The organism is Streptomyces sp. NRRL S-1813 (assembly GCF_000719605.1).
GTDB lineage: Bacteria > Actinomycetota > Actinomycetes > Streptomycetales > Streptomycetaceae > Streptomyces > Streptomyces decoyicus.
In genome coordinates, this window is the sequence record NZ_JOHB01000020.1 from 32,215 (window position 1) to 56,842 (window position 24,628).

Here is a 24,628-nt window from a genome sequence, read left to right on the forward strand (position 1 = left end):
GCGGCGCGAGCGGTCAGGGAGCCGCGAAGTCAGCAGTGGTGAAGGAGAGGGCGGGTTGGGCGGCGAGGCCCGAGGGGCCGCCGGTGAGGACCGTCACCCGGTCGTGGGTGCGGCCGCGCCGGGTGAGGAGGACGAGGTCGGCCCGGCGGTCACCGTCGAAGTCGGCGAGGGCGAGAACCGTGGAGTACGGGCGGCCGGCGCCGGGGAGACGGGGCACGGGGAGGCGGCGGGGGGTGGCGGACAGCCCGTGTGCGGTGCCACTCAGCAGGGCCGGGCGGGTGCCGCCGAGGACGAGATCCGGGTAGCCGTCGTGGTGCACATCGCCGGCCGCGAGGGTGGGGACCTGGCCCGTGCCCGTACGGATCCTGCCGGGGCGGCCGCCGACGGACAGCAGACCGTCGGTGTCGGCGGTGACGGACGTCACCCCCCGGCCGGGCCCGGCGAAGCGGCCGAAGGCCGTGGCGTAGCCGGGCGGGTAGACGGCCGGGCCGGCGCGGAGCGGGCCCCGGGGGCCGCCGAGGGCGAGGCGGCTGCGGGCGCGGCGGCCGGGGCCGGCGGAGCGTACGAGGAGGTCGTCGGCGCCGTCGTGGTCGATGTCGGACGAGGGCGCGAGGGGCGCGGTGGCGGCCAGGGCGGTTCCGGGGATGCCGAGGGGGGCGCCGGCCGCCTCGGGGGCGCCGGTGCGGGTGAACGGGCCCCGCAGATAGCTGATCCGGGGGCCGGAGGCGGTGACGGCCAGGTCGGGCGCGCCATCGCCGTCGAAGTCACCGCAGACCGGCTGGTCGGGCCACTCGTTGCCGAAGCGCGCCCGGTCGGGGAGGCGGAGCCTGACGGCGCGGGCGGAGCCGAGGCCCCGGGGCGAGCCGAAGAGGAGCTGTACGGGGACGGGCGGGCGGCCCACGCCGTCGTAGGGCGGGTCGGTGGTGACGACGAGGTCGCTGAAGCCGTCCCGGTCGAGATCGCAGACGGTCTCGGCGTCGAAGGCGGCGGGGACGGCCGTCCGGGTGCGGGCGGCGTTCCGGGCCGGGGTGAGCAACCCCCGGGTGGCCGGGGCGAGTCCGTGTGCGGAGCCGTAGACGATGCCGATGCCCGGGTCGTCGTCCTGGCCGCGGGCGAGCAGGCTGTCGAGGACCAGATCGGGGTGGCCGTCGCCGTTGAAGTCACCGGCGGCCTTGCTGCCTTGGCCGAGGGGTACGGGGCGCGCGGCAGGGAGTGACGAGGTGCGGTGCGGGGCGGCGCGGGGTGCGTCGCCGGAGGGGGAGAGCAGACCGCAGGAGGAGCTGAGAAGGACGATCAGTCCGAGCCCTGCTGCCGTGACGATCCGTCTGTGCATACCGCCCACCCCACCCGTGCCGCTGTTGTCGTCTCGTCCTCCGCGGCCCCCGATGCTCCCCGGGGGCCTGCCGCCCCGCAATGCCCGCCGCACCCGCTGCCCGGCACGCCGAGGGCCGGCCCCCGTACGGAACAGGGACCGGCCCTCGGCCAACGCGCTTGTCCGCGCCGTTACTTCACCGGCTCCGGCTCCGGCGCGTCTTCCGGCGCCTCGTCGGCCGCCGGGTCGGCGGGGGTCCTGACGGAGTCCAGCAGCAGCTGGGCCACGTCGACGACCTGGACGGATTCCTTCGCCTTGCCGTCGTTCTTCTTGCCGTTGACCGAGTCGGTCAGCATGACCAGGCAGAAGGGGCAGGCCGTCGAGACGATGTCGGGGTTCAGCGACAGCGCCTCGTCGACGCGCTCGTTGTTGATGCGCTTGCCGATGCGCTCTTCCATCCACATGCGGGCACCGCCGGCGCCACAGCAGAAGCCGCGCTCCTTGTGGCGGTGCATCTCCTCGTTCCGCAGGCCCGGCACCTTGGCGATGATCTCGCGCGGCGGGGTGTAGACCTTGTTGTGGCGGCCCAGGTAGCAGGGGTCGTGGTAGGTGATCAGGCCCTCTACCGGGGTGACGGGGGTGAGCTTGCCCTCGTCCACCAGGTGCTGGAGCAGCTGGGTGTGGTGGATGACCTCGTACTCGCCGCCCAGCTGGGGGTACTCGTTCGCGATCGTGTTGAAGCAGTGCGGGCAGGTCGCGACGATCTTCTTCGACGCCTTCGGCTTCCTGGTCGACTCGTCCACCCCGCCCTCCTCGTTGAGGGACTCGCCGAAGGCGGCGTTGAGCGTCGCGACGTTCTCGGCGCCGAGCTGCTGGAAGAGGAACTCGTTGCCCAGACGGCGCGGCGAGTCACCGGTGCACTTCTCGTCGCCGCCCATGATCGCGAACTTCACGCCCGCGATGTGCAGCAGCTCGGCGAAGGCCTTGGTGGTCTTCTTGGCGCGGTCCTCCAGGGCGCCGGCGCAGCCGACCCAGTAGAGGTACTCGACCTCGGTGAGGTCCTCGACGTCCTGGCCGACGACCGGAACCTCGAAGTCGACCTCCTTGGTCCACGCCAGGCGCTGCTTCTTGGCCAGGCCCCAGGGGTTGCCCTTCTTCTCCAGGTTCTTGAGCATCGTGCCCGCCTCGGACGGGAACGAGGACTCGATCATGACCTGGTAGCGGCGCATGTCGACGATGTGGTCGATGTGCTCGATGTCGACCGGGCACTGCTCGACACAGGCGCCGCAGGTGGTGCAGGACCACAGGACGTCCGGGTCGATGACGCCGTTCTCTTCGAGGGTGCCGATCAGCGGGCGCTCGGCCTCGGCCAGCGCGGACGCGGGGACGTCGGCGAGCTGCTCGGCGGTCGCCTTCTCGTTGCCCTCTTCGTCCTTGCCGCCGCCCGCGAGCAGGTACGGCGCCTTGGCGTGCGCGTGGTCGCGCAGCGACATGATCAGGAGCTTCGGGGAGAGCGGCTTGCCGGTGTTCCAGGCGGGGCACTGCGACTGGCAGCGGCCGCACTCGGTGCAGGTGGAGAAGTCGAGCAGGCCCTTCCAGGAGAAGTGCTCGATCTGGGAGACGCCGAACTGGTCGTCCTCGCCCGGGTCCTCGAAGTCGATCGGCTTGCCCTGGGTGGTCATCGGCTGAAGGGCGCCGAGGGCGACGTCGCCGTCCGCCTCGCGCTTGAACCAGATGTTGGGGAAGGCGAGGAAGCGGTGCCAGGCCACACCCATGTCGGTCTTGAGCGAGACCGTGATCATCCAGATGAAGGACGTCGCGATCTTGATGCCCGCGAAGAGGTAGGTCAGGTTCTGCACCGTGCCGAGGCTCATGCCCTTGAAGGCCACGACCAGGGGGTACGAGACGAAGTACGCGGGCTCGTAGTGGTCGACGCCGTGCTGGGCGCCCTCCAGGGCGTGCAGCGTCACGATGCAGATGCCGACGATGAGGATGACGGTCTCGACGAAGTACGCCTGGCCGGTGTTGGAGCCCGCGAAGCGGGACTTGCGGCCCGCGCCGCCGGGACGGTTCAGCTGCCGGATGACGATCAGGGCGATGATGCCCACGGTCGTCATCGTGCCCATCGCCTCGACGAACATCTCCCACGGCAGCCAGTCGCCGATCACCGGGATCAGCCAGTCGGCCTGGAAGAGCTGGCCGATGGCGTTGACGATCGTCAGCAGCAGGGTGAGGAAGCCCACCGCCACGAACCAGTGCGCCACGCCGACGACGCCCCAGCGGTTCATGCGAGTGTGGCCGAGGAACTCCTTGGCCACCGTGACGGTCCGTTGGGCGGGAGCGTCGGTCCGGGTGCCTGCGGGCACCGGCTGGCCCAGCCGCATCTGGCGGTAGATCTGCAGGAGGGCGCGGCCGAACAGCGCCACGGCGACCGCGATGAGCACCAGCGACACGATGATCGCGGCGAGTTGCATGGGAGGCTCCTCGTACCTGCGAGAGCGGAAAACGGTGGGAACTACTAAGCGGTAACTTTTTGGGTCTGCCGCTGAGGTTACCCATTCTCCTCCGCCCCATGAAGCCGCCCGGCCGGTGATCTGCGTCGCGAAGGCAACCCTGGGTAAGCCCTCCGCGTCTGGGGGATGGAACCCTGGTGACGGTAAGGGCGATATAAAACTTGAGCGCACTCGACTCAGGTCTGTTGACAGGATTTCTTCCGTGCTGCACTGTTGAGCCTGTTCCACTCAAGTCAGCTGGAGGAATTGAAATGGCACGTGCGGTCGGCATCGACCTGGGCACGACGAACTCCGTCGTCAGTGTTCTCGAAGGCGGTGAGCCCACCGTCATCACCAACGCCGAGGGCGCCAGGACCACGCCGTCCGTTGTCGCCTTCGCCAAGAACGGCGAGGTGCTGGTCGGCGAGGTCGCCAAGCGCCAGGCGGTCACCAACGTCGACAGGACCATCCGGTCGGTCAAGCGCCACATGGGCACCGACTGGAAGATCGACATCGACGGCAAGGGCTTCAACCCGCAGCAGATGAGCGCCTTCATCCTGCAGAAGCTCAAGCGCGACGCCGAGGCATATCTGGGCGAGAAGGTCGTCGACGCGGTCATCACCGTTCCGGCCTACTTCAACGACTCCGAGCGCCAGGCCACCAAGGAGGCCGGTGAGATCGCGGGCCTCAACGTCCTGCGTATCGTCAACGAGCCCACCGCGGCCGCCCTGGCCTACGGCCTGGAGAAGGACGACCAGACCATTCTGGTCTTCGACCTCGGTGGCGGCACCTTCGACGTCTCGCTGCTGGAGATCGGCGACGGCGTCGTCGAGGTGAAGGCCACCAACGGTGACAACCACCTCGGTGGTGACGACTGGGACCAGCGCGTCGTCGACTACCTGGTCAAGCAGTTCCAGAACGGCCACGGCGTGGACCTCGCCAAGGACAAGATGGCGCTCCAGCGCCTGCGCGAGGCCGCGGAGAAGGCGAAGATCGAGCTGTCGTCCTCCACGGAGACGACGATCAACCTTCCCTACATCACCGCCTCCGCCGAGGGCCCGCTGCACCTGGACGAGAAGCTCACGCGCTCGCAGTTCCAGCAGCTCACCTCGGACCTCCTGGACCGCTGCAAGACCCCGTTCCACAACGTGATCAAGGACGCGGGTATCAACCTGTCCGAGATCGACCACGTGGTCCTGGTCGGCGGCTCCACCCGTATGCCCGCCGTCGCCGAGCTCGTCAAGGAGCTGACCGGCGGCAAGGACGCCAACAAGGGCGTCAACCCGGACGAGGTCGTCGCCATCGGCGCCACCCTCCAGGCCGGTGTGCTCAAGGGTGAGGTCAAGGACGTCCTCCTGCTGGACGTCACCCCGCTGTCCCTCGGTATCGAGACCAAGGGCGGCATCATGAGGCGGCTCCTCGCTGCCGAAGGACGAGGTCGACCGGATGCGCCAGGAGGCCGAGAAGTACGCGGACGAGGACCACGCCCGCCGCGAGGCCGCCGAGTCCCGTAACCAGGGCGAGCAGCTCGTCTACCAGACGGAGAAGTTCCTCAAGGACAACGAGGACAAGGTCCCCGGTGACGTGAAGACCGAGGTCGAGGAAGCCGTCAGTGAGCTGAAGGAGAAGCTCAAGGGCGAGGACTCGGCCGAGATCCGCACCGCCACCGAGAAGGTCGCGGCCGTCTCCCAGAAGCTGGGTCAGGCCATGTACGCCGACGCCCAGGGCGCGCAGGCCGCCGGCGGTGCCGAGGGCGCCGCTGCCGGTGAGCAGGCCCAGGACGCCGCCGATGACGTCGTGGACGCCGAGATCGTCGACGACGAGAAGCCGAAGAAGGATGGTGCCGCGTGACGGAGGAGACCCCGGGCTTCGACGAGAAGCCCGACGTCCCTTCCGACGCCGCTCCCGAAGACGCGGCGCAGGCCGAGTCCGCCGACAAGGCGGGCTCGGCCCCGGCCGGGGACGTAACGGACATAGCGCTCCAGGCGCAGCTGGACCAGGTACGCACCGCGCTCAACGAGCGCACGGCGGACCTCCAGCGGCTCCAGGCGGAGTACCAGAACTACCGCCGTCGGGTGGAGCGGGACCGGGTCACGGTCAAGGAGATCGCCGCGGCGAACCTCCTGTCCGAGCTCCTTCCCACGCTCGACGACGTCGGCCGTGCGCGTGAACACGGCGAACTGGTCGGCGGCTTCAAGTCGGTGGCCGAATCGCTGGAGACCGTGGTCGCCAAGCTGGGTCTCCAGCAGTTCGGCAAGGAGGGCGAGCCCTTCGACCCGACGATCCACGAGGCGCTGATGCATTCGTACGCACCGGATGTCACCGAGACGACGTGCGTGGCGATCCTTCAGCCCGGGTATCGCATCGGTGAGCGAACGATCCGCCCCGCGCGGGTCGCCGTCGCCGAACCGCAGCCGGGCGCGCAGGGCGCCAAGTCCACCTCCGACGAGGACGTGAAGGCTTCGGACGAGGAGAGCGGTGGCCCGGACGAGGGCTGACGTGAGGGCAAACAGAAAATCCGCGCGGGAGGAGGGACGTCGGGGATGAGCACCAAGGACTTCGTCGAGAAGGACTATTACAAGGTCCTCGGCGTCCCGAAGGACGCCACCGAAGCGGAGATCAAAAAGGCGTACCGGAAGCTCGCCCGCGAGTTCCACCCGGATGCCAACAAGGGCGACGCCAAGGCCGAGGAGCGCTTCAAGGAGATCTCCGAGGCGAACGACATCCTGGGGGACAGCAAGCGCCGCAAGGAGTACGACGAGGCGCGCACGCTGTTCGGCAACGGCGGCTACCGGCCGGGTCCCGCCGGTGGCGGCGGCTCCTTCAACTTCGACCTGGGCGACCTCTTCGGAGGCGCGCCCGGTCAGAGTGGCGGGGGCGGCGGCTTCGGCGGCGGCCTGGGGGACGTCTTCGGCGGTCTGTTCAACCGTGGCGGCGCCGGTACGCGTACCCACGCACGCCGCGGCCAGGACATCGAGTCCGAGGTGACGCTCAGCTTCACCGAGGCGGTCGACGGGGCCACGGTCCCGCTGCGGATGTCCAGCCAGGCGCCGTGCAAGGCGTGTTCGGGCACCGGCGACAAAAACGGTACGCCCCGGGTCTGCCCGACCTGTGTCGGCACCGGCCAGGTCAGCCGGGGCGCGGGCGGCGGCTTCTCGCTGACCGACCCGTGCGCCGACTGCAAGGGCCGGGGCCTGATCGCCCAGGACCCCTGTGAGGTCTGCAAGGGCAGTGGTCGCGCCACCAGCGCCCGCACGATGCAGGTCCGTATCCCCGCGGGCGTCTCCGACGGGCAGCGCATCCGGCTGCGCGGCAAGGGCGCCCCGGGCGAGCAGGGCGGTCCGGCCGGCGATCTGTATGTGGTCGTGCATGTCGACGCCCACCCGGTCTTCGGCCGCAAGGGCGACAACCTCACCGTCACGGTGCCGGTCACCTTCCCGGAGGCCGCCCTCGGCGGCGAGGTGAAGGTACCGACCCTGGGCGGTCCGCCGGTGACGCTGAAGCTGCCGGCCGGCACCCCCAACGGGCGCACCATGCGCGCCCGGGGCAAGGGTGCCACCCGCAAGGACGGCACCCGCGGTGATCTGCTGGTCACCATAGAGGTGCTGGTCCCCAGCGACCTCAGCGACAAGGCGAAGGACTCGCTGGAGTCCTATCGCGAGGCGACCGCGGGCCCGGACCCGCGGGCAGAGCTGTTCCAGGCCGCGAAGGGAGCTTGAGATGGACAGCCGGGGCGGGCAGCGTCGTAACCCCTATCAACTGACCGATGAGTCGCCGGTGTACGTCATCTCCGTCGCGGCTCAGCTCTCCGGCCTGCATCCGCAGACCCTTCGTCAGTACGACCGGCTCGGGCTGGTCTCGCCCGACCGCACGGCCGGGCGGGGCCGCCGCTATTCGGCCCGGGACATCGAACTGCTCCGTACGGTGCAGCAGTTGTCCCAGGACGAGGGCATCAACCTCGCCGGCATCAAGCGCATCATCGAGCTGGAGAACCAGGTCGCGGCCCTTCAGCAGCGGGTCATCGAGCTCCAGGGCGCCCTGGAGGGCGCGGCCAGCGCGATGCAGCAGCGGGAGGCGGCGGTGCACGCCTCCTACCGGCGCGATCTGGTGCCGTATCAGGATGTGCAGCAGGGCAGCGCGCTGGTGGTGTGGCGGCCCAAGCGGCCGGAGTGAACGGCCGTCCCGGGGCGCGAGCACCCGGCGCGTGACGTGGCAAAGGGCCGGGGAAACCCGGCCCTTGTCGCGTCTCTGCGTGCTGTTCCCTGCCCCGCGCGTCTTCCGGTGTCCTCCTGCGGCTGTCGTCCTGCGGCCTCCGTCTGCGGGCATCCGCCTGCGCACGGCCCGCGCCCGCTCAGCAGCCGCTGTACCCCGCCGTCGGCATCGACAGGCGCCGGTGCACATGCGACTTCATCGCCAGGGTGTAGACCGGCTCGTCGAGGTCGGCGGTCTCCAGGCGCACCCCGGCCGCGGCGCACCGCGCGGTGAACTCGGCGGTGCCGTCGATGGCGTTCTCCAGGGCCCGGCGGTTGGGCGTCACGAACACATCGACCAGGCCGTCCTCGACATCGCGCCACAGTGCGCTGTGATCGGCGCGCAGGTGGTGCAGGCTGAGCCGGCAGGTCAGGTGGTAGTCACGGGCTGCCGCCCACTGTTTGCACATGTCGTGCTGGCTGCGGTCATCGACCAGGAACGGATCCTCGTCCAGCTCGGACAGCGGCATCAGGCAGGCGATCGCCGTCACTCGGACCGAGTTCATCGTGCCCTCCGGGGCGTGGCGACTGTGGGGGCGACGATACCCCCGTGGGTGGCCCGTGGAGGAGGGGCTGTACCGGGCGGCGAAGCGTAACCGCAGGCGTGGCAGATCTTCCAGCCGTCCTGGTTGACGGCCAGTTGGCCGCCGCAGCGCGGACAGAGCTCGGCATGCGGGCGCGGCCGGGTGGGGGGCGGCCGGCGCGGAACGGTCGTCACGATGTGCAATGCCGACGCCATGCGGCCTCCAGCTGCCGTCTTTTGCCTGGGGCAGGCCCGATGCCGTCCGCCCTTGCACGGAGCTGTTCGGTTCCCGTCGCTCCTGAGTACCAGGTGGACGGCCCACGGCGGAGCGGAAGGGTCCGTTTTCGGCCAGGGGACGGTGTGCCCGGCGGGACGGGGAGGCGGCGGGACGGGGGAGCGGCGGGCAGGCTCTCAGGCCCGGCCCATCGCCTTGGTCACCGCGATCTCGATCATGACGCGATCGGGGTTGGGCGTCGGCGTCCGGCCGTAGCGCTCGGCATACCGGTTCACCGCGTCGGCCACCGACTCGGTGTCCGTACGCACCCGCGCGATGCCCTCCAGGGTCGCCCAGCGCCCCTTGTCGACCTGGCACACGGCGACGGTGGCGCCGTCCGCCCCGGCGGCGAGGATGTTCTTGACCTTGGCGCTGTCCTTGCGGGTGATGATCCGCGCGATGCGCTGCCCGGCGTCGTAGGTGACGCCTACCGGGACGACGTGCGGCGTCCCGTCCGTACGCAGCGTGGTGAGCGTCGGCATCAGATACTCGCCCCAGAAGGCGAGGTACTCCGGGCTGAGGGCACTGAGGTCATGGGCCATGGGGGCAAGGGTAGTTCCGGGCCCGGGGTTCAGAGGAAGTCGGTGGTTTCCAGGTCGAAGGAGAAGGGGGCGGGGAGGGGGCGGGGTTTGCCGAAGGGGGCGATGTGAGTGTTGAGGTAGTCCTCGCCCTCCGGCTCGCTGAACAGTGTGACCGCTGACTTGTCACGGTCGACCAGGAGACAGAGCGGAATGCCGGAGCGGGCGTAGCCATGGCGCTTGGCGACACGGTCCTTGTGGGGCTTGCTCGACGTCACCTCGATGACCATGGCAACGCCGTCGCTGGGCATCCAGGGAGGGGCGCCGCGGAAGAGACGCAGCGCGCGTGGGGCGATGGTGGCGTCGGGGATCACGTGGTCCGCGGGCCGGCCCGCCGCGTGGGAGAGGAGGAGTCCTTTGTGTCCCGAGAACTGCATGGCCGTTGCAGACAACTGCATGACCTGCTCGAAGACGAGACTCAGGCAGTCCTCGTGGTCGCCATCCGGCGGCGGTGTCACCGCGATCTCCCCCTCGATGAGCTCGGCCCGGAAACCTGTCGGGGTCTCCAGCGCCAGAAAGCCTTCCAGGAGGATGTCGTCCTGCGTGGGCATCGGCTCGTGTGCCATAGCCGTCATGCTGCACCTCCTTGTGGTTGAAGGCCAGTGTCGCCGGGCGGCGTGGGGCGGGACGGCGCGTTCAGCGCGATTCCCTCGCACGAGTGAGCGAGGGTGGGGTGGGCGGCTCCCCGAATCAACCTTGAGTGGAATAGACTCAACTTATCGCACGTTGGCACGAGCAGGATGTGCCGCGCGGGCGCGCCGACCGGGCCCAGACTGGGCGTAGAGGCTGTTGAGGACGAGTCGAGGAGGATCGCGAGGACGTGGACGCCGAGCTGACCAACAAGAGCCGGGAGGCGCTGAGCGCCGCCAACGAGCGGGCGGTCACCGCCGGACATGCGGACATGACGTCCGCGCATCTCCTGCTCGCGCTGCTGGCCGGGCAGGACAACGAGAACATCATGGACCTGCTGTCCGCCGTCGAGGCGGACGCCGCCGTGCTGCGCAACGGCGCCGAGCGGCAGCTCGCCGGGCTGCCCAGCGTGCAGGGCTCGACGGTCGCGCCGCCGCAGCCGGACCGCGATCTGCTCTCCGCCATCGCGGACGCCACTCAGCGCGCCAAGGAGCTCGGCGATGCCTATGTCTCCACCGAGCACCTCCTCATCGGTATCGCCGCCAAGGGCGGACGGACCGGTGAGCTGCTCGCCGAGCAGGGAGCGAGCGCCAAGAAGCTGCTCGCCGCTTTCGAGGCGACCCGCGGCGGGCAGCGGGTGACCAATGCCGACCCGGAAGGCACGTACAAGGCGCTGGAGAAGTTCGGTACCGACTTCACGGCGGCCGCCCGCGAGGGCAAGCTCGACCCGGTCATCGGCCGGGACCACGAGATCCGGCGTGTGGTGCAGGTGCTCTCCCGCCGTACGAAGAACAACCCGGTGCTGATCGGTGAGCCGGGTGTCGGCAAGACCGCCGTCGTCGAGGGGCTGGCGCAGCGGATCGTCAAGGGCGATGTGCCCGAGTCGCTGCGCAACAAGCGGCTGGTCGCGCTCGACCTGGGGGCGATGGTCGCGGGCGCCAAGTACCGCGGTGAGTTCGAGGAGCGGCTGAAGACCGTCCTGGCGGAGATCAAGTCCAGCGAGGGCCAGATCATCACCTTCATCGACGAGCTGCACACCGTCGTGGGCGCGGGCGCCGGCGGCGACTCCTCGATGGACGCCGGCAACATGCTCAAGCCGATGCTGGCCCGTGGTGAGCTGCGGATGGTCGGCGCAACGACGCTGGACGAGTACCGCGAGCGGATCGAGAAGGACGCGGCGCTGGAGCGGCGCTTCCAGCAGGTGCTGGTCGCCGAGCCGACCGTCGAGGACACGGTGGCGATCCTGCGCGGGCTCAAGGGCCGCTACGAGGCCCACCACAAGGTGCAGATCGCGGACTCCGCGCTGGTCGCCGCCGCCTCCCTCTCCGACCGCTACATCACCTCCCGCTTCCTGCCCGACAAGGCCATCGACCTGGTCGACGAGGCCGCCTCCCGCCTCCGTATGGAGATCGACTCCTCTCCCGTGGAGATCGACGAGCTCCAGCGTGCCGTGGACCGGCTCAAGATGGAGGAGCTGGCGCTGCGGAACGAGACCGACGCCGGCTCGCTCCAGCGGCTGGAGAAGCTGCGCAAGGACCTCGCCGACAAGGAGGAGGAGCTGCGCGGTCTGACCGCCCGCTGGGAGAAGGAGAAGGAGAGCCTCAACCGGGTCGGTGCGCTCAAGGAGAAGCTCGACGAGCTGCGCGGCCAGGCCGAGCGTGCCCAGCGCGACGGCGACTTCGACACCGCCTCCAAGCTGCTCTACGGCGAGATCCCGGGCGTGGAGCAGGCGCTGGAGGAGGCGGCCGCCGCCGAGGCCGAGCAGGAGGCGTCCAAGGAGTCCATGGTCAAGGAGGAGGTCGGTCCCGACGACATCGCGGATGTGGTCGGCGCCTGGACCGGCATCCCGGCCGGCCGTCTGCTGGAGGGCGAGACCCAGAAGCTCCTGCGGATGGAGGAGGAGCTCGGCAAGCGGCTGATCGGGCAGACCGAGGCCGTACGGTCGGTCTCCGACGCCGTCCGCCGTACCCGCGCCGGCATCGCCGACCCGGACCGCCCCACCGGCTCCTTCCTCTTCCTCGGCCCGACCGGTGTCGGCAAGACCGAGCTGGCCAAGGCGCTCGCGGACTTCCTCTTCGACGACGAGCGGGCGATGGTCCGTATCGACATGTCGGAGTACGGCGAGAAGCACAGCGTCGCGCGGCTGGTCGGCGCGCCGCCCGGCTATGTCGGCTACGAGGAGGGCGGCCAGCTGACGGAGGCGGTCCGCCGTCGCCCGTACTCCGTCATCCTGCTGGACGAGGTCGAGAAGGCCCACCACGACGTCTTCGACATCCTGCTCCAGGTCCTCGACGACGGCCGGCTCACGGACGGCCAGGGCCGAACGGTCGATTTCCGCAACACCATCCTCATCCTGACCTCCAACCTCGGCTCCAGCTTCCTCATGGACCCGCTGCTCAAGGAGGACCAGAAGCGGGAGAAGGTACTGGAGACCGTCCGCGCGTCCTTCCGCCCCGAGTTCCTCAACCGGCTCGACGACGTGGTGGTCTTCCACCCGCTCGGCACGGACCAGCTCCAGCGGATCGCCCGGATCCAGCTCGACCACCTCCAGCGCCGCCTCGGCGACCGCCGGCTCCGGCTGGACGTCACCGACCGTGCCCTGACCTGGCTCGCCTGGCTCGGCCAGGAACCGGTCATCGACGCTCCGGCCCCGGACATGTCCTACGGCGCCCGGCCGCTGCGCCGTCTGATCCAGACCGCCATCGGTGACCAGCTGGCCCGCGCCATCCTGGCGGGCGAGGTGCGCGACGGGGACACCGTGCGGGTGGATGTGGACGGTGATCAGCTGTCGGTGGAGTCGGACGGGGCGCCCGGGGCCTGACCGGCGCCGCGATCCGGGCGCCCGGTCTCCCGCCCGGCCGCGTCCCTGATCATGTCCTTGACCGACAGCTTGACCGCCACCTTGACCGCCACCTTGCCCGTATCCGCTCCGTCCCGGGTTGCCAGGACGGGGCGGATGTGGGGGAGGATGGCAGGGACCATACGAAGGGAATTCCACGGTGAGCATCGACCCGTCCTCGATTCCGAATTTCGGGGGCCAGCCCGAACCCGAGCCCGCGGGGCCTGATGGTCCCGTCGTGCCAGACCAGGACCTGGTCAAGCAGCTCCTCGACCAGATGGAGCTGAAGTACGTCGTCGACGAGGAGGGTGACCTCGCCGCCCCGTGGGAGCAGTTCCGCACGTACTTCATGTTCCGGGGCGAGGAGGAGCAGCAGATCTTCTCCGTCCGTACGTTCTATGACCGTCCCCACGGCATCGACGACAAGTCGAAGCTGCTGGAGGCGATCGACGACTGGAACCGCCGGACGCTGTGGCCCAAGGCCTACACCCACACCCATGACGACGGCACGGTCCGTCTGATCGGTGAAGCATCGATGCTGATCGGCACCGGTGTTTCGCTCGAACACTTCGTGTCGAGCACGGTCAGCTGGGTCCGCGCCTCGATCGAATTCGACAAGTGGATCGTCGAGCAGCTCGGCCTGGAAGCCGAGATCGAAGGCGACTCCGACGAGAAGCCGGGTGACGACGAGGCCTGAGCCCCGTCCGTCCCACACCCACCCTGCTGCGCGGGCCCCGGAGCTTTCGGCTCCGGGGCCCGCGTCTGTCGTGTGACGGGGGACCCGGTCGGTCGGTGCGGCGCACGGCTCGCGCTCCGGCCCTGTCAGCGATTCCCCTTACCGCCGACTTGATCATCTTCGGTCGGCCGTGGAACCGTACTGGGCACATCGCTCGTCCACATACGCGGAGTTGAGCGGACGCGGAGCCAAGGGGGAGGCCGGCGGTGTCCATCGAGCTGCCTGGTGAAGTCGTCTGGATCATGGACCTGATGGGTCTGGAATGGCCCGACATCGACGAGGACGAACTGCGGGCCTGGGCCGGGCATGTGCGGGAGTTCGGCCAGAACCTCGCGGAGGGGCACAGCGGGCTGGACTCCACGCTGAAAGGGCTCGCGGACGCCTACGAGGGTGCCTCCTACGATGCCTTGCTCAGCCGGTGGAACCAAGTCTCCGGCGAACACCACACGGTCCTGACCAACTGCTGCGAAGTGCTCGCCACGGCACTTGAGGTGGCGGCCGTCGGCGTGGTCGTGGCCAAGGGCGTGGTCATCGCCCAACTCGTCATCACCGCAGTCGAGATGGCGGCCGCAGCCGCCGCGACGGTGGCCACCCTCGGCATCGCGGCAGCCGCCGAGGCGGCAGCCATCGAGATCGGGAAACGCATCATCAGAGAGGTCATCCAGGAGATCGAGGACGTCCTCATCGCCGAACTGGTCTCCATGGCGATCGAGCCCTTCCAGGCGGAGATCGAGAAAGCCGTATCCGGTCTTGTCTTCAAGGGTGTTGACGCGGCGCTGGGCGCTGCGGGGGGTGCGGCGTGAGCAAGGGATTCAAGGCACACCCCGACAATCTGGCGAAGGCGGCCAAGGACGCCCATGGTCACGCGGAGAAGGTGGAGCGGTTCAGCAGCAACCTGGACTCCAAAACCCGCGGCCGACTGCTCGGCAAGGGCAAGTACGGGCAGATCGTGGAGAAGGCGATCCGCCCGATCATCGACTCGATGATCACGGACATGTCCAAGGCGATGGCCAAGGGGCACCGGTCGATCGGCCACGGGCTGGACATCACCAGGAAGAACATCAACGAGGCCGAGGAGGCGATACGCAAGGACATGCGGCGCCACCAGGACGACCGGGATGCGGTTCACCTGAAGCTCGGCCAGCGGGTACTCAACGAGGACGATCTGCGGGACAGGCACAGGAAACAGGTCGCTGAGCGCGTCGACGACCTTCGCAAGCAGGGGCACGGGCCGCAAAGGCACCTGGACCCGACCGATGAGATGTTGAAGGAGCGGCTGGGAGAGCCGGCCAAGCGCGTCGACGGGAATGGCAACCCGATCTTCGACAGCCATGGAAAACCGATCTATAGCCAGCAAGATGGCTACATTCAAAGTTCCGGCAAGGTCGACCCCGCGCATGGCCCGAATGCCAAGGAACGGTTGGGTGAAGACGCCTACCTGGATGCGGAGAAAAAGGACAAAAGACACAAGTGCGATGCGTTCTCCACGGGCTTCAATCACGGCCAGGACGAGGCCTTCATGCATGCCGATCTCTATGGCAGATCCTTGCTGGATCCCGCCAAGGCGGGTCGGCAGGACATTCGGTTCGCGCCCGAGGACGCCTGGGGTCCCGGTGGCGATCACCACGAGAGATTCCGCGGATTCTACATTGACCCGGACCGGCCGATGACGGGTGAGGATATTAATTACAAGCCGGTGGACTTCCGTGACGGTGGACTCCTTGCGATTTACGAGCCGGATGGTATGGGTGGGCATAAACTGGTGACGATGTACCCGGAGCCGAAGAGGGAGAGAAACACATGAGGTACCGCGGGGAGGGCATTCCGCACTTTGCCACCGATCCCGATATCTGTACATTCTTCGAAGTCGCGCTCGGCGTCGAATGGATTGACGACATCGACAAGACGAAGGCGAATGCGACGTCGGACACGGCGTTCTCCCGGCATTTGCGGGAGGCGCTGGAGTATCTGCTCCGCGAGCGGCCGGTCACCGCGAAGCAGTGGGGGCAGCTGAACCACGTCTTCTTCTACGAGGATGACCGTCTGTACGCTTACCTACAGGATCTCTATGACTACTTCTATGGTGACCGGCAGGAGCCGCCGGAGGCCCCGGACCCGGAGGCACCGCCGCCTGCTTGGTACTGGGAATGACGGATATAAATTGGTGACGATGTTCCCGGAGCCAGTCGGATCGCACAATGCGTGAGGTGAAGGTGAACTCTGAGGAGGTCAGGCCATCGAGTATCCCGCATTTTTTCGCGGAGGTAGGCGGGGTTGGTAAATTCTTCAGGCCCTGCCTCAATATTGAGTTCATCGATGACGTCCCCGTTTGCAAGTCGCACATCGTCCGAAACCCCAAATCACCAGACACCCGGAATCTGCGTGAAGCGTTGGAGTACCTGCTTCGTGAGCGGTGTGCCACCGTAGAGGACTGGTACGAGCTGACCAGGTCAACTTCTGGCGCGATGACCTTCTGTACGCCTACCTGCGGAATCTGTACGACTACTTCTACGGCGACCGCAAGGAGCCGCCGGAGTCGCCGGATGATGTCCCGCCGCCCGGCTACGAGGCTTGACGCCCGTCGCACCACGGGTTGCTCGTGGGAAGATTGGCCACGCCCGATCAGCTCGAACTCTCGATGGAAGGAGCCTCCGTTTCATGACAATGCGCGACCAATTGCCACCGCGCACCGGCCCGTGGGCTAGCCGTTTCGACACCGAGGACGCTCTGGTCCAAGCGGACGACGCCCTGCGTGAGGCGGCGCTGAAGAATCACGACCTCTCGCCGATCCTGCCGTTCGAGGCCGTTTACGGAGAGGGGGAGAAGTGCCTGGGGAAGGCCACGGCGATCACCATCGATCCCAGGCGGCCGTACAGCCCCGACGGTGAAGTGAACTACGTCTACGCGGACTTCTCGACGCGCGGCCTGCTGTACGGCGTGTACCGCCCGGCGCAGGATCTGGAGAGCGAGGATGGACCGGAGAACGAGGCCGACCTGCGAAACACCACGCTCTACCCATATCCGGGCGGCTACGAGGAGATAGACCCGGTCACCGTCCCGCTGGCGGATATCGGTCTGGAGGTACCTGGTGTCGACCGCCGGTTGGTGAACTTCTGTGCCGGAATTCTTGGCGTCGAAGCGGTCGACGACCTCGGAATGCTGCGGGAGACGTTCGATGCGGCCTGGCCCGACTATCAGGACACGATTCGTGCGGGGCTGAAGCACCTTGTGGCGAACCAGCCGCTGACGGTGGAGCAGTGGTTCGGGCTGACCTATGTGCCCTTCCCGGACCAGCGGGAGCTGAGGGCGTACCTCGCTCAGGTTTATGCATACCTCTTCGACGGCTTCGAGGCCATGCCGCTCGCTCCTCGGTGAGGAAGTCCGGAACTCAGGGAGATACATGAAGTACAAGGGGTCGGGGATCCCGCATTATGCGACGGATAAAGATATTTGCATATTCTTCGAATGCTCCCTGAATGTCGAGTTCATCGACGATATCGACAAATGTCGGGGAAGTGTGGTCCAGTGGCACAGGAAGAAGGGGGAAGTGGTCCGTGATACGCCCTTCGCCCGGCATCTCAAGGAGGCCCTGGAACACCTCCTGCGGGAGCGGTCCGTCTCCGCGGCGGAGTGGTGTTACATGACCAGCGTCCCCTTTTGGGAGGACGACCGCCTCTACGCCTATCTCCAGGACCTCTACGACTATTTCTACGGTGACCGGAAGGAGCCGCCGGTCGCCCCCGACCCGGAGGCGCCGCCGCCCGAGGGCTTCTGGGCGTGACGGCGGGCCGTATGTCCTGTACGGGCCGTACGGGACGTAAGAGCGTCCGGCTGTATTCCTCAGAGCTTCTGTAGGCGGCCGGCCGCCTCCCGCAGTACCTCTTTCTGCTTGCAGAACGCGAAGCGGACGTACGGTGCGCCCTGGTCCTTGTGGTCGTAGAAGACGGCGTTGGGGATGGCGACGACGCCGGCGCGTTCGGGCAGGGCGCGGCAGAAGGCGAAGCCGTCGTCGTGGCCGAGGGGGCGGATGTCGGTGGTGATGAAGTAGGTGCCGGAGGGGCGGAAGACCTGGAAGCCGGCCTCCGCGAGACCGGTGGCCAGGATGTCGCGCTTGGCGCGCAGATCGTCGCGCAGCTGGGTGAAGTAGCTGTCGGGGAGGGCGAGCGCCTCGGCGACGGCGTACTGGAACGGGCCCGCGGAGACATAGGTGAGGAACTGCTTGGCCGAGCGGACCGCGCTGACCAGCTCCGGGGGCGCGGTGACCCAGGCCACGACGCGTTCATACACCCATTTGCCTGCGGTCCGGCGGATCAGCCTGCCGAGGAAGGCGACGGCCATAGACTGTCGATGTGAGCGCTGCATTCGCTACGAGGCCGGGTTGGTGGCCCTGATCGGCAGCGTCAATGGACCCGAGAACCTTGCCGAGGAGCATGACGACTACATCCGTGAGCGAATGCGCGAGCGCTTCGGCGACTCGGCGTGATTGCCACAGTCCTGGACACCGGCCCGCTGGCCGCAGCGTTGGACGCCACCGACTGGCGGCATCCCGAGTGCGCCGCCCTGCTGACGTCGCCAACCGGCCGACGTTTGCTCCCGAGCCCGGTCATGACTGAGGTCTGCTGAATCCTGGAGCGCTGGCCGAGGGTCGAGGCGGCGTTCCTCACTGAGGTCGCACGGGGAACGTTCGAACTGGTGCACCTGACCCCCGCCGACCTCACTTCCAGCGCCGCATGCAGCCCTTCGGCAACCACCGCCTGGTCGCCGACTTCAACGAGCGCGTCCGGGAGTTCGCAGCGGCGGCGTAGCACGACGCCCGAACCGATCGTGGCGCTGCTCGTGAGACCGGCGGTGCCGTGCTCAACCGTGGCCCCTGGTCCGCGGCCGAATGGATAGGCAAACCCGGAGCAGGGATGGAGGCAGGCGTAGCGCGTGATCTCCCGGCCGTCAGATTCGCATCCTCGGTAGCGACCCCAGATCCAGCGGGTCTGCGAACACCGCCGCCGGACGCCGCGCCCACACCGACCACCACCGAGCCCTCATGCCATACCGGATCGAGTGATCACACCAACGCGGACATAGGCCAACTACTCCGGTGCCCCGAAGCCGGGCAGGCCAGCGGATTGACAGACCTCAGCGCGGCCGAACTCGGGTCGTTTCCAGGGAATCTGGGGACCAGAGGGTTTCTCCCGAGAAAAACGGCCCGCCGGTGAAATCGGCGGGCCGTCGGGGCTTCTGCGGGTCAGTTCAGCGGAATGTCAAAGTTCTTCGCGGAGATGGAAGTGCCGTTGGACGTCTTCGCGGCGAGACGCTTGTACCGAAGCACAAGCTTCTTCGTGTCCTTGCCCGGGTTGAACACGACCCAGCCGGTCGTGGTCTTGCCCGTTTCAGCGTCGGGCAGCGGCGGGTATCCGGCGGCCTTGATCTCGTCGTCGAGGATCGTGGTGCTCGCCTGGTCGATCCCGTTGGGCATGCCCGTGAGATAGAACGAGCCGGCGCCGAAGGAGTCGTAGTACTTGCTGCTCGCCGTCACCTTCACTTGGACGAGGACGACCTCCTCATCCGCCAGCGCGGAGTATTTGCTCTTCGACGCGGCCGAAGGCTGGTACCCGCTCACGTACTTGAGGACCGTCGCCTTTTCGCCCATCACATCGTCGGTGAACGACTTGTTCACTGTCACCGGGCTGCCGGACGACCCGCTGTCCGCGCCGACCGCCGACGCCGACGTGCTGGGCGTACCCGCGGCGCTGGTGTCACTCGGCGCGGGTGCCGACGTCGTCTGCGACGGAGAGGTGGCGTTGTCGGACGAGCTGCCCGAGTCGTCGTTGCACGCGGTGAGCAGCGCGCTTCCGGCGACTATTGCCGCCACGACAGGAAGGCAGGTGCGAATACGAACGCGCATAGCGCAATCCCCTTAGATTCGAATGCGAGCCCCGAAACCAGCCGCCCTGGCCGTTCCTGAGCCGCCCCCGTTCACTCGAATAGTCAACAATGGCTCGCAACTATACACGCGGCCAACCTCCGCTTTTCGGCCCGTGTTTATGGTGATTCATATGGCTTTCCAGCCCGCCCGAGATGGCCTCGCTCGGTGGCTCGGGCCGGGTGGGAGCAGGGGCCAGGGGCGTCCCTGGTCCGGTGGACGGTGTTCCCGATCGTCCAGTGCACGCGAGCCCAGGCGGTGAGTTCCTCGACGCCGACCTGCTCGGCCGTCAGGTCCGTGACGGCGTAGACGGTCTCGGTGCCCCTGCGTCTCGTGCCGAACTTGCGGCGGCGGCACGGGATCCGCAGACCTGGCGAGCGTGGGGGAACAGCAGGGGCCTTGACGGTGGCGGCCTGGATCAGGCGTGGCTCGTCCCGGCCGTGTCCGCGTCCGGCCTGGCGGTGCAGGACCGGGATGTCCTTCCGGGGCAGGGCCTGGAGCTGCCGGGCCAGGTCGGGCTGGCTGTCAGGACAGGAACACTATTTCGTTATCGCAGGCGCCGTAGGCGCGCAGTGGCCTCCTGGAGTACTTTCTCCTGTTTGCAGAAGGCGAAGCGGACGTAGGGGGCGCCTTGGTCCTTGTGGTCGTAGAAGACGGCGTTGGGGATGGCGACGACGCCTACGCGTTCGGGGAGGGTGCGGCAGAAGGCGAAACCGTCGTCGAAGCCGAGGGGTCGGATGTCGGTGGTGATGAAGTAGGTGCCGGAGGGGCGGAAGACGGTGAAGCCGGCGTCGGCGAGGCCGGTCGCCAAGAGGTCGCGCTTGGACCGGAGGTCGTTCCGCAGTTCGTTGAAGTAGCTGTCGGGTAGGGCGAGTGCCTCGGCGACCGCGTACTGGAAGGGGCCGGCGGAGACGTAGGTGAGGAATTGCTTGGCGGCGCGGACGGCGGTGACCAGTTCCGGGATGGCCGTGACCCAGCCGACCTTCCAGCCGGTGAAGGAGAAGGTCTTGCCGGCCGAGCCGATGGTGACGGTGCGTTCGCGCATTCCGGGGAACGACGCGAGGGGGAGGTGCTCGCCCTCGAAGACGAGGTGCTCGTAGACCTCGTCGGTGATGACCAGGAGATTGTGCTCGCAGGCGAGGCGGGCGATCTCGGTGAGCTCCTGGTGGGACAGGACGGTGCCGGTGGGGTTGTGCGGAGTGTTGAGCAGGATCAGGCGGGTGTTGTCGGTGATGGCGTCGCGCAGTTCGTCCAGGTCGAGGCGGTAGGTGCCGGACTCCGGGTCCGCGCGCAGGGTCACCGGGACGCGGCGGCCGCCTGCCAGCGCGATACCGGCGGCGTAGGAGTCGTAGTAGGGCTCCAGGGCGATGACCTCGTCGCCCGGTTCCAGCAGTGCCAGCAGAGAGGCCGCGAGGGCTTCGGTGGCGCCCGCGGTGACCAGGACCTCGGTGTCGGGGTCGTAGGAGAGGCCGCGGTGGCCGTAGAAGCGCTGCTGGTGGGCGGCGACGGCGGTGCGCAGCTCGGGGATGCCGGGGCCGGGTGGGTACTGATTGCCGCGGCCGTCGCGCAGGGCACGCACCGCGGCCTCCCTGACCTCTTCCGGGCCGTCGGCGTCGGGGAAGCCCTGGCCGAGGTTGATGGCGCCGGTCCGGACGGCGAGTGCCGACATTTCGGCAAAGATCGTGGTGCCGAATTCGGCGAGGCGGCGGTTCAGCAGCGGTCGGTCCATGTGCGCCATCCTCCGTCGAACCTCTTGAGTTCCTCAACTGTGCTTTGAGACGTCGGGGACCAGGGCATCAGCCCCGCACGAAGGACAGTGAGGGCCGTCGACGAGGACGGTCCACGGCGCGGGACGGCGCCGGAATCGGCGCACCGGGCGCCGGACTGGAGCGGGTGCCTCGCTTCGGGGGAACGGAAGGAGTGTGAGGCAGATGGGGATCGTGATTTTCCTGGTGATCTGTGCAGGGGTGATCGGTCTGGTGGCCTTGGCCTCGCGGAACGGTGGCGGCGGCGGAGGCCGTGGCGGACGGCGTTCCGGCGGTTCGAGCGGGGGCAGCTGGTGGGCCGGCGGTGACGCGGGCTCCGGCTTGGGCGGGCATCACGGGGGCGGGCACCACGGGGGTCACCATGGCGGTGGTGGCGGCTGCGGCGGTGGCTCCTCCTGCGGTGGCGGTTCCTGCGGTGGCGGTGGCGGCGGCTGCGGTGGCGGCGGCGGTGGTTCCTGAGCCGACGGCGGTTCCTGAGTCGGCGGCCGCTCCAACTCCACTTGCATAAAAGGGTTGTTGCTTGCTGCATATGCGCCTGGCGGGTGCTGGCGATATCGCCAACACCCGCCAGGCGCTTGGTTGTTGAACAACTGAACTGCATGGCCCCCGAGCGGATGGAAACCCGGCGAAGATGGGTAAAAGCGCTGTGGATGACAGGGCTTTCATGATTCCCTCTCCCTGGAGAATCCCCCAGTTCTCCTATCCCACGTGGGCACGAGCCGGCAGGCATTCGGACATCTGTCCCTGGCCTTCAACGGGCGGGCCGGCCCACCATTCCACTGCGTGCTTGCGGAGCCGACCCATGCTCACCACTTTGCAGACGGCGTACACCGATACCCGTGCCTCCGACCTGGCCTGGGCGCTGGGCAGGGAACCCCTGCCCGCCCTCGCCGTACTCGATCTTCAACTCCATGGCGCTCAGGTGCAGTTGAGACTGCTCGGCGCCTCTCACCAGGTGCTTCTCGAAGAGGAGCGCGGTACCTGTTCCGAAACGGTCGCCTGTATGCCGGGCAGCAGCACACCGCTGCCGCTGGGTGTGGCCAAACGGCTCGGCGACTGGGAATACGAATTCGCCGCCCATGTGGAGACGCTGTCGCGCGGCTCGTTCGCGGGGCGCGCGCAGGAATTGCTCGCGCTGGTGGCCGAGCATCCGCACGGCCTCGCCGGTACGTTCCCGGGCTCGCCGCACGCCTTCACCGCGATGCTGGCGCAGTGTCAGCAGGGGCAGGTGCGCTGGCGGACCTGGCACGCGTATCCGCAGGAGGGCCGCTTGGTGGCCACTCGCACCCGCGTGGGCGTACGGGCGGCGGTCGCGGCGGTCTAACCGGGGTGGGCGAAAGTAGCCGGTCCGGTCGGCCGGAGGGGCGCGGGGCGTGGGGAGTGCGAGGGGCGTGAAGGGCGTGCGCCGGGGGCGTGGATGTCCGATGGGGCGTGGACGGTGTGGTGTGCGCGGTCCGACGGTCCGGACGGGTGCGGAGGCGCCTGCTGTGCCCCGTGCACCGGCAACGCCCCAATTGGTGCGTGTAGCCCGCAGACTGCACCCGTGTGGGTGACGTAGAGCCACGGAATCGTCACGTAGCGTTCACGTTATGAGCGACCCGCCAGAGCCGGTTCTCCCCGGCGCCCCCGGGGTGCCGGAGGCCATGACACCGGCACGGCTGCCCGTGCCGGCCGGGCCGGGCCGGCTCCTCGTCCTTGCCGTCGTCTTCGTCTGCGCCGCCTGCGGACTGGTCTACGAACTCGAACTGGTCGCCCTGGCCACGTACTTGGTCGGTGACTCCGTCACCCAGGCCTCGGTCGTGCTGTCCGTCATGGTCTTCGCGATGGGCGTCGGGGCGCTGCTCGCCAAGCGGCTGCGCTGCCGGGCGGCGGTCGGCTTCGGTGCGATCGAGGCCGGTCTGGCGCTGGTCGGCGGCTGCTCCGCGATGGCGCTCTACGCCTGCTTCGCCTGGTTCGGCCAGTCCCGCTCCGCGCTCGTCGGCTTCTCCCTGGCCATCGGCATCCTGATCGGCGCCGAGGTGCCGCTGCTGATGACGCTGATCCAGCGGGTGCGCCGGCAGGACGCGGGCGGCGCGGTCGCCGACCTCTTCGCCGCGGACTATGTCGGCGCGCTCGTCGGTGGGCTGGCCTTTCCTTTTCTGCTGCTGCCGAGCTTCGGCCAGCTGACCGGGGCGCTGCTCACCGGCGGGGTCAACGCGGTGGCCGGGGGCGTGCTGGTGCTGTGGCTCTTCCGCCGCGATCTGAGCGGCCGCGCCCGCTGGGCACTGTTCGCCGCCAATGCCCTGGTCCTCGCGCTGCTCGCCGCGGGGATGGTGCTGGCCGCACCGTTCGAACGGGCCGCCCGGCAGGCGGTGTACGGCTCCTCGGCGCGGGTCGCGGTGCAGACCGGCATCCAGGAGGTGGTGATGACCGGCGGCACGGGGGCCGGAGCCGGGGCGGGGCGCGGGAGGAAAGGTTCCGGCGGACCGCTGGCGCTGTATCTGGACGGCCGGCTCCGCGTCAGCGCGGAGAACGAGTTCCGCTATCACGAAGCGCTGGTGCATCCGGCGATGGCGGGCGGTCCGCATCGCCGGGTGCTGGTCCTCGGCGGCGGCGACGGCCTCGCGGTGCGCGAGATCCTCCACCACCGCTCGGTCCGCTCGGTGACCGTCGTCGAACTCGACCCCGGTGTCCTGCGGCTGGCGCGCACCGATCCCGGTCTCTCCCGTCTGAACCACCGCTCGCTCGGCGATCCGCGGGTGCATGTGGTGACGGCGGATGCCTTCGACTGGCTGCGGCAGCAGGGCCTGCGCGGGCGGCGGCCGGCGCCGTACGACGTCATCGTCTCCGACCTCCCCGACCCCGGGATCGCCGCGTGCACCAAGCTCTACTCACAGGAGTTCTACGGCCTCGCGGCGCGGCTGCTGGCCCCTGACGGGCGGCTGGTGGTGCATGCCGGGCCGCCGGTCGAGCGGGCACGCCTGTACTGGACGGTGGAGTCGACCCTCCGGTCGGTGGGCCTGGCGACCGTGCCGTACCGCCTGTCCGGCCGGTCCGCGGGGTTCTCGGGCGGCCCGGACCGCACGGTGGACGCCGCCCCGCCGGTGGACGCGGAGGTGCCCGCCGCCGCCAGGCCGGCGGCGGGCCGGGACCGGTACTGGGGGTTTGTGCTGGCCGCGCGGCATCCGCCGCGGTTCGGTCTGGCGCCCGATGCGCCGCCGCCGGCGGGCCTGAGCCGCGAGGAGTTGCAGGCGGGCCGGCGCGGGGAGGCCCGGGACCGGATGCCCGGCCTGCCGGCGTCGACGCTGATGCGTCCGCGGTATCTCGACTGA

The 24,628-nt window shown here is 68.7% G+C and carries 21 protein-coding genes and 2 pseudogenes; 14 read left to right on the top strand and 9 right to left on the bottom strand.

The genetic code is table 11. The features are described 5' to 3' along the window. Positions 1-13 precede the first annotated feature (13 nt). Both IF67_RS0124835 and IF67_RS0124840 read right to left on the bottom strand, forming a co-directional pair. Positions 14-1,333, bottom strand: a complete 1,320-nt coding sequence (locus IF67_RS0124835; RefSeq protein ID WP_030989193.1) for an FG-GAP repeat domain-containing protein — start codon at positions 1,331-1,333, stop codon at positions 14-16. A 170-nt stretch (positions 1,334-1,503) separates the two neighbouring features. Then, a complete protein-coding gene (locus tag IF67_RS0124840; RefSeq protein WP_030989194.1) occupies positions 1,504-3,786 on the bottom strand; it encodes a (Fe-S)-binding protein in 2,283 nt (760 codons plus the stop codon). Between the two features lie 290 nt (positions 3,787-4,076). On the opposite strand from IF67_RS0124840, the pseudogene dnaK reads away from it, so the two are divergent. From dnaK to IF67_RS0124860, 4 genes and pseudogenes are all read left to right on the top strand, one after another. Beyond that, positions 4,077-5,655, top strand: a pseudogene (gene dnaK, locus IF67_RS39510) (molecular chaperone DnaK). Next, positions 5,652-6,302: a nucleotide exchange factor GrpE gene (grpE, locus tag IF67_RS0124850; protein ID WP_030086077.1), complete on the top strand. Its 651-nt coding sequence runs from the start codon at positions 5,652-5,654 to the stop codon at positions 6,300-6,302. Before dnaK ends, grpE begins: the two are co-directional and overlap by 4 nt. A 45-nt stretch (positions 6,303-6,347) precedes the next feature. Further along, complete coding sequence (gene dnaJ, locus IF67_RS0124855) at positions 6,348-7,523, top strand: molecular chaperone DnaJ (protein WP_030989195.1); 1,176 nt, start codon at positions 6,348-6,350, stop codon at positions 7,521-7,523. A gap of 1 nt (position 7,524) precedes the next feature. Continuing rightward, entirely contained in the window at positions 7,525-7,977 is a 453-nt protein-coding gene (locus IF67_RS0124860) for a heat shock protein transcriptional repressor HspR (RefSeq protein WP_030086081.1), read from the top strand. Between the two features lie 178 nt (positions 7,978-8,155). Here the strand turns inward: IF67_RS0124860 and IF67_RS0124865 are convergent, their stop codons facing one another. The 3 genes from IF67_RS0124865 to IF67_RS0124875 all read right to left on the bottom strand — a co-directional run bounded on the left by IF67_RS0124865 (position 8,156) and on the right by IF67_RS0124875 (position 9,995). Further along, complete coding sequence (locus IF67_RS0124865; RefSeq protein ID WP_030989196.1) at positions 8,156-8,560, bottom strand: hypothetical protein; 405 nt, start codon at positions 8,558-8,560, stop codon at positions 8,156-8,158. A gap of 428 nt (positions 8,561-8,988) precedes the next feature. Further along, positions 8,989-9,393 (bottom strand): pyridoxamine 5'-phosphate oxidase family protein, encoded by a 405-nt coding sequence (locus IF67_RS0124870; RefSeq protein ID WP_030989197.1) that lies wholly within the window; start codon positions 9,391-9,393, stop codon positions 8,989-8,991. Between the two features lie 29 nt (positions 9,394-9,422). After that, positions 9,423-9,995 carry a Uma2 family endonuclease gene (locus tag IF67_RS0124875; protein ID WP_030989199.1) on the bottom strand — a complete coding sequence of 191 codons (573 nt, stop codon included), beginning with the start codon at positions 9,993-9,995 and terminating at the stop codon, positions 9,423-9,425. Between the two features lie 254 nt (positions 9,996-10,249). Here IF67_RS0124875 and clpB point away from each other — a divergent pair, with 254 nt between their 5' ends. After that, positions 10,250-12,880, top strand: a complete 2,631-nt coding sequence (gene clpB, locus IF67_RS0124880) for an ATP-dependent chaperone ClpB (protein WP_030989201.1) — start codon at positions 10,250-10,252, stop codon at positions 12,878-12,880. Here clpB and IF67_RS0124885 read toward each other — a convergent pair. Further along, positions 12,841-13,041, bottom strand: a complete 201-nt coding sequence (locus IF67_RS0124885; RefSeq protein ID WP_030989203.1) for a hypothetical protein — start codon at positions 13,039-13,041, stop codon at positions 12,841-12,843. The two genes, clpB and IF67_RS0124885, sit on opposite strands and share 40 nt — an antisense overlap. Positions 13,042-13,058: 17 nt before the next feature. Between IF67_RS0124885 and IF67_RS0124890 the strand changes: the two genes are divergently transcribed. The 7 genes from IF67_RS0124890 to IF67_RS45205 all read left to right on the top strand — a co-directional run bounded on the left by IF67_RS0124890 (position 13,059) and on the right by IF67_RS45205 (position 17,415). After that, positions 13,059-13,595, top strand: coding sequence for a YbjN domain-containing protein (locus tag IF67_RS0124890; protein WP_030086092.1), 537 nt, complete (start codon positions 13,059-13,061; stop codon positions 13,593-13,595). 245 nt (positions 13,596-13,840) lie between these two features. Further along, complete coding sequence (locus IF67_RS39515; RefSeq protein ID WP_037839806.1) at positions 13,841-14,437, top strand: WXG100 family type VII secretion target; 597 nt, start codon at positions 13,841-13,843, stop codon at positions 14,435-14,437. Beyond that, on the top strand, positions 14,434-15,438 hold the full coding sequence (locus tag IF67_RS39520) for a hypothetical protein (RefSeq protein WP_037839808.1): 1,005 nt from the start codon (positions 14,434-14,436) through the stop codon (positions 15,436-15,438). The genes IF67_RS39515 and IF67_RS39520 overlap by 4 nt, the downstream gene beginning before the upstream one ends. Beyond that, positions 15,435-15,785, top strand: a complete 351-nt coding sequence (locus IF67_RS0124900; RefSeq protein WP_051818565.1) for a hypothetical protein — start codon at positions 15,435-15,437, stop codon at positions 15,783-15,785. Before IF67_RS39520 ends, IF67_RS0124900 begins: the two co-directional genes overlap by 4 nt. 262 nt (positions 15,786-16,047) lie before the next feature. Next, on the top strand, positions 16,048-16,209 hold the full coding sequence (locus IF67_RS45200) for a hypothetical protein (protein ID WP_234341310.1): 162 nt from the start codon (positions 16,048-16,050) through the stop codon (positions 16,207-16,209). Positions 16,210-16,292: 83 nt separating this feature from the next. Then, complete coding sequence (locus tag IF67_RS0124910) at positions 16,293-17,009, top strand: hypothetical protein (protein WP_030989206.1); 717 nt, start codon at positions 16,293-16,295, stop codon at positions 17,007-17,009. A gap of 172 nt (positions 17,010-17,181) precedes the next feature. Next, positions 17,182-17,415 (top strand): hypothetical protein, encoded by a 234-nt coding sequence (locus IF67_RS45205; protein WP_234341312.1) that lies wholly within the window; start codon positions 17,182-17,184, stop codon positions 17,413-17,415. 59 nt (positions 17,416-17,474) lie between these two features. On the opposite strand, the pseudogene IF67_RS0124920 reads toward IF67_RS45205, so the two are convergent. The 3 genes and pseudogenes from IF67_RS0124920 to IF67_RS0124940 form a co-directional block, all read right to left on the bottom strand. Next, positions 17,475-17,906 (bottom strand): annotated as a pseudogene (locus tag IF67_RS0124920) (aminotransferase class I/II-fold pyridoxal phosphate-dependent enzyme); the annotation flags it as partial. A gap of 967 nt (positions 17,907-18,873) precedes the next feature. Beyond that, positions 18,874-19,533: a hypothetical protein gene (locus IF67_RS43875; protein WP_158713162.1), complete on the bottom strand. Its 660-nt coding sequence runs from the start codon at positions 19,531-19,533 to the stop codon at positions 18,874-18,876. Positions 19,534-20,098: 565 nt separating this feature from the next. Next, on the bottom strand, positions 20,099-21,280 hold the full coding sequence (locus IF67_RS0124940; protein WP_037839822.1) for a pyridoxal phosphate-dependent aminotransferase: 1,182 nt from the start codon (positions 21,278-21,280) through the stop codon (positions 20,099-20,101). Positions 21,281-22,119: 839 nt separating this feature from the next. Here IF67_RS0124940 and IF67_RS0124945 point away from each other — a divergent pair. After that, positions 22,120-22,641 (top strand): DUF2617 family protein, encoded by a 522-nt coding sequence (locus IF67_RS0124945; RefSeq protein ID WP_030989215.1) that lies wholly within the window; start codon positions 22,120-22,122, stop codon positions 22,639-22,641. A 265-nt stretch (positions 22,642-22,906) separates the two neighbouring features. After that, positions 22,907-24,628 (top strand): polyamine aminopropyltransferase, encoded by a 1,722-nt coding sequence (locus IF67_RS0124950; protein WP_030989225.1) that lies wholly within the window; start codon positions 22,907-22,909, stop codon positions 24,626-24,628.

Coding starts and splice junctions, on each gene's coding strand:
- IF67_RS0124900 (WP_051818565.1), top strand. CDS start 15,435: ATGAGGTACCGCGGGGAGGGCATTCCGCACTTTGCCACCGATCCCGAT.
- IF67_RS0124910 (WP_030989206.1), top strand. CDS start 16,293: ATGACAATGCGCGACCAATTGCCACCGCGCACCGGCCCGTGGGCTAGC.
- IF67_RS0124945 (WP_030989215.1), top strand. CDS start 22,120: ATGCTCACCACTTTGCAGACGGCGTACACCGATACCCGTGCCTCCGAC.
- IF67_RS0124840 (WP_030989194.1), bottom strand. CDS start 3,786: ATGCAACTCGCCGCGATCATCGTGTCGCTGGTGCTCATCGCGGTCGCC.
- dnaJ (WP_030989195.1), top strand. CDS start 6,348: ATGAGCACCAAGGACTTCGTCGAGAAGGACTATTACAAGGTCCTCGGC.
- IF67_RS0124875 (WP_030989199.1), bottom strand. CDS start 9,995: ATGGCACACGAGCCGATGCCCACGCAGGACGACATCCTCCTGGAAGGC.
- IF67_RS0124865 (WP_030989196.1), bottom strand. CDS start 8,560: ATGAACTCGGTCCGAGTGACGGCGATCGCCTGCCTGATGCCGCTGTCC.
- IF67_RS0124885 (WP_030989203.1), bottom strand. CDS start 13,041: ATGGTCCCTGCCATCCTCCCCCACATCCGCCCCGTCCTGGCAACCCGG.
- IF67_RS0124860 (WP_030086081.1), top strand. CDS start 7,525: ATGGACAGCCGGGGCGGGCAGCGTCGTAACCCCTATCAACTGACCGAT.
- IF67_RS0124870 (WP_030989197.1), bottom strand. CDS start 9,393: ATGGCCCATGACCTCAGTGCCCTCAGCCCGGAGTACCTCGCCTTCTGG.
- IF67_RS0124940 (WP_037839822.1), bottom strand. CDS start 21,280: ATGGACCGACCGCTGCTGAACCGCCGCCTCGCCGAATTCGGCACCACG.
- IF67_RS0124950 (WP_030989225.1), top strand. CDS start 22,907: ATGAGCGACCCGCCAGAGCCGGTTCTCCCCGGCGCCCCCGGGGTGCCG.
- IF67_RS0124835 (WP_030989193.1), bottom strand. CDS start 1,333: ATGCACAGACGGATCGTCACGGCAGCAGGGCTCGGACTGATCGTCCTT.
- IF67_RS43875 (WP_158713162.1), bottom strand. CDS start 19,533: ATGCGCGTTCGTATTCGCACCTGCCTTCCTGTCGTGGCGGCAATAGTC.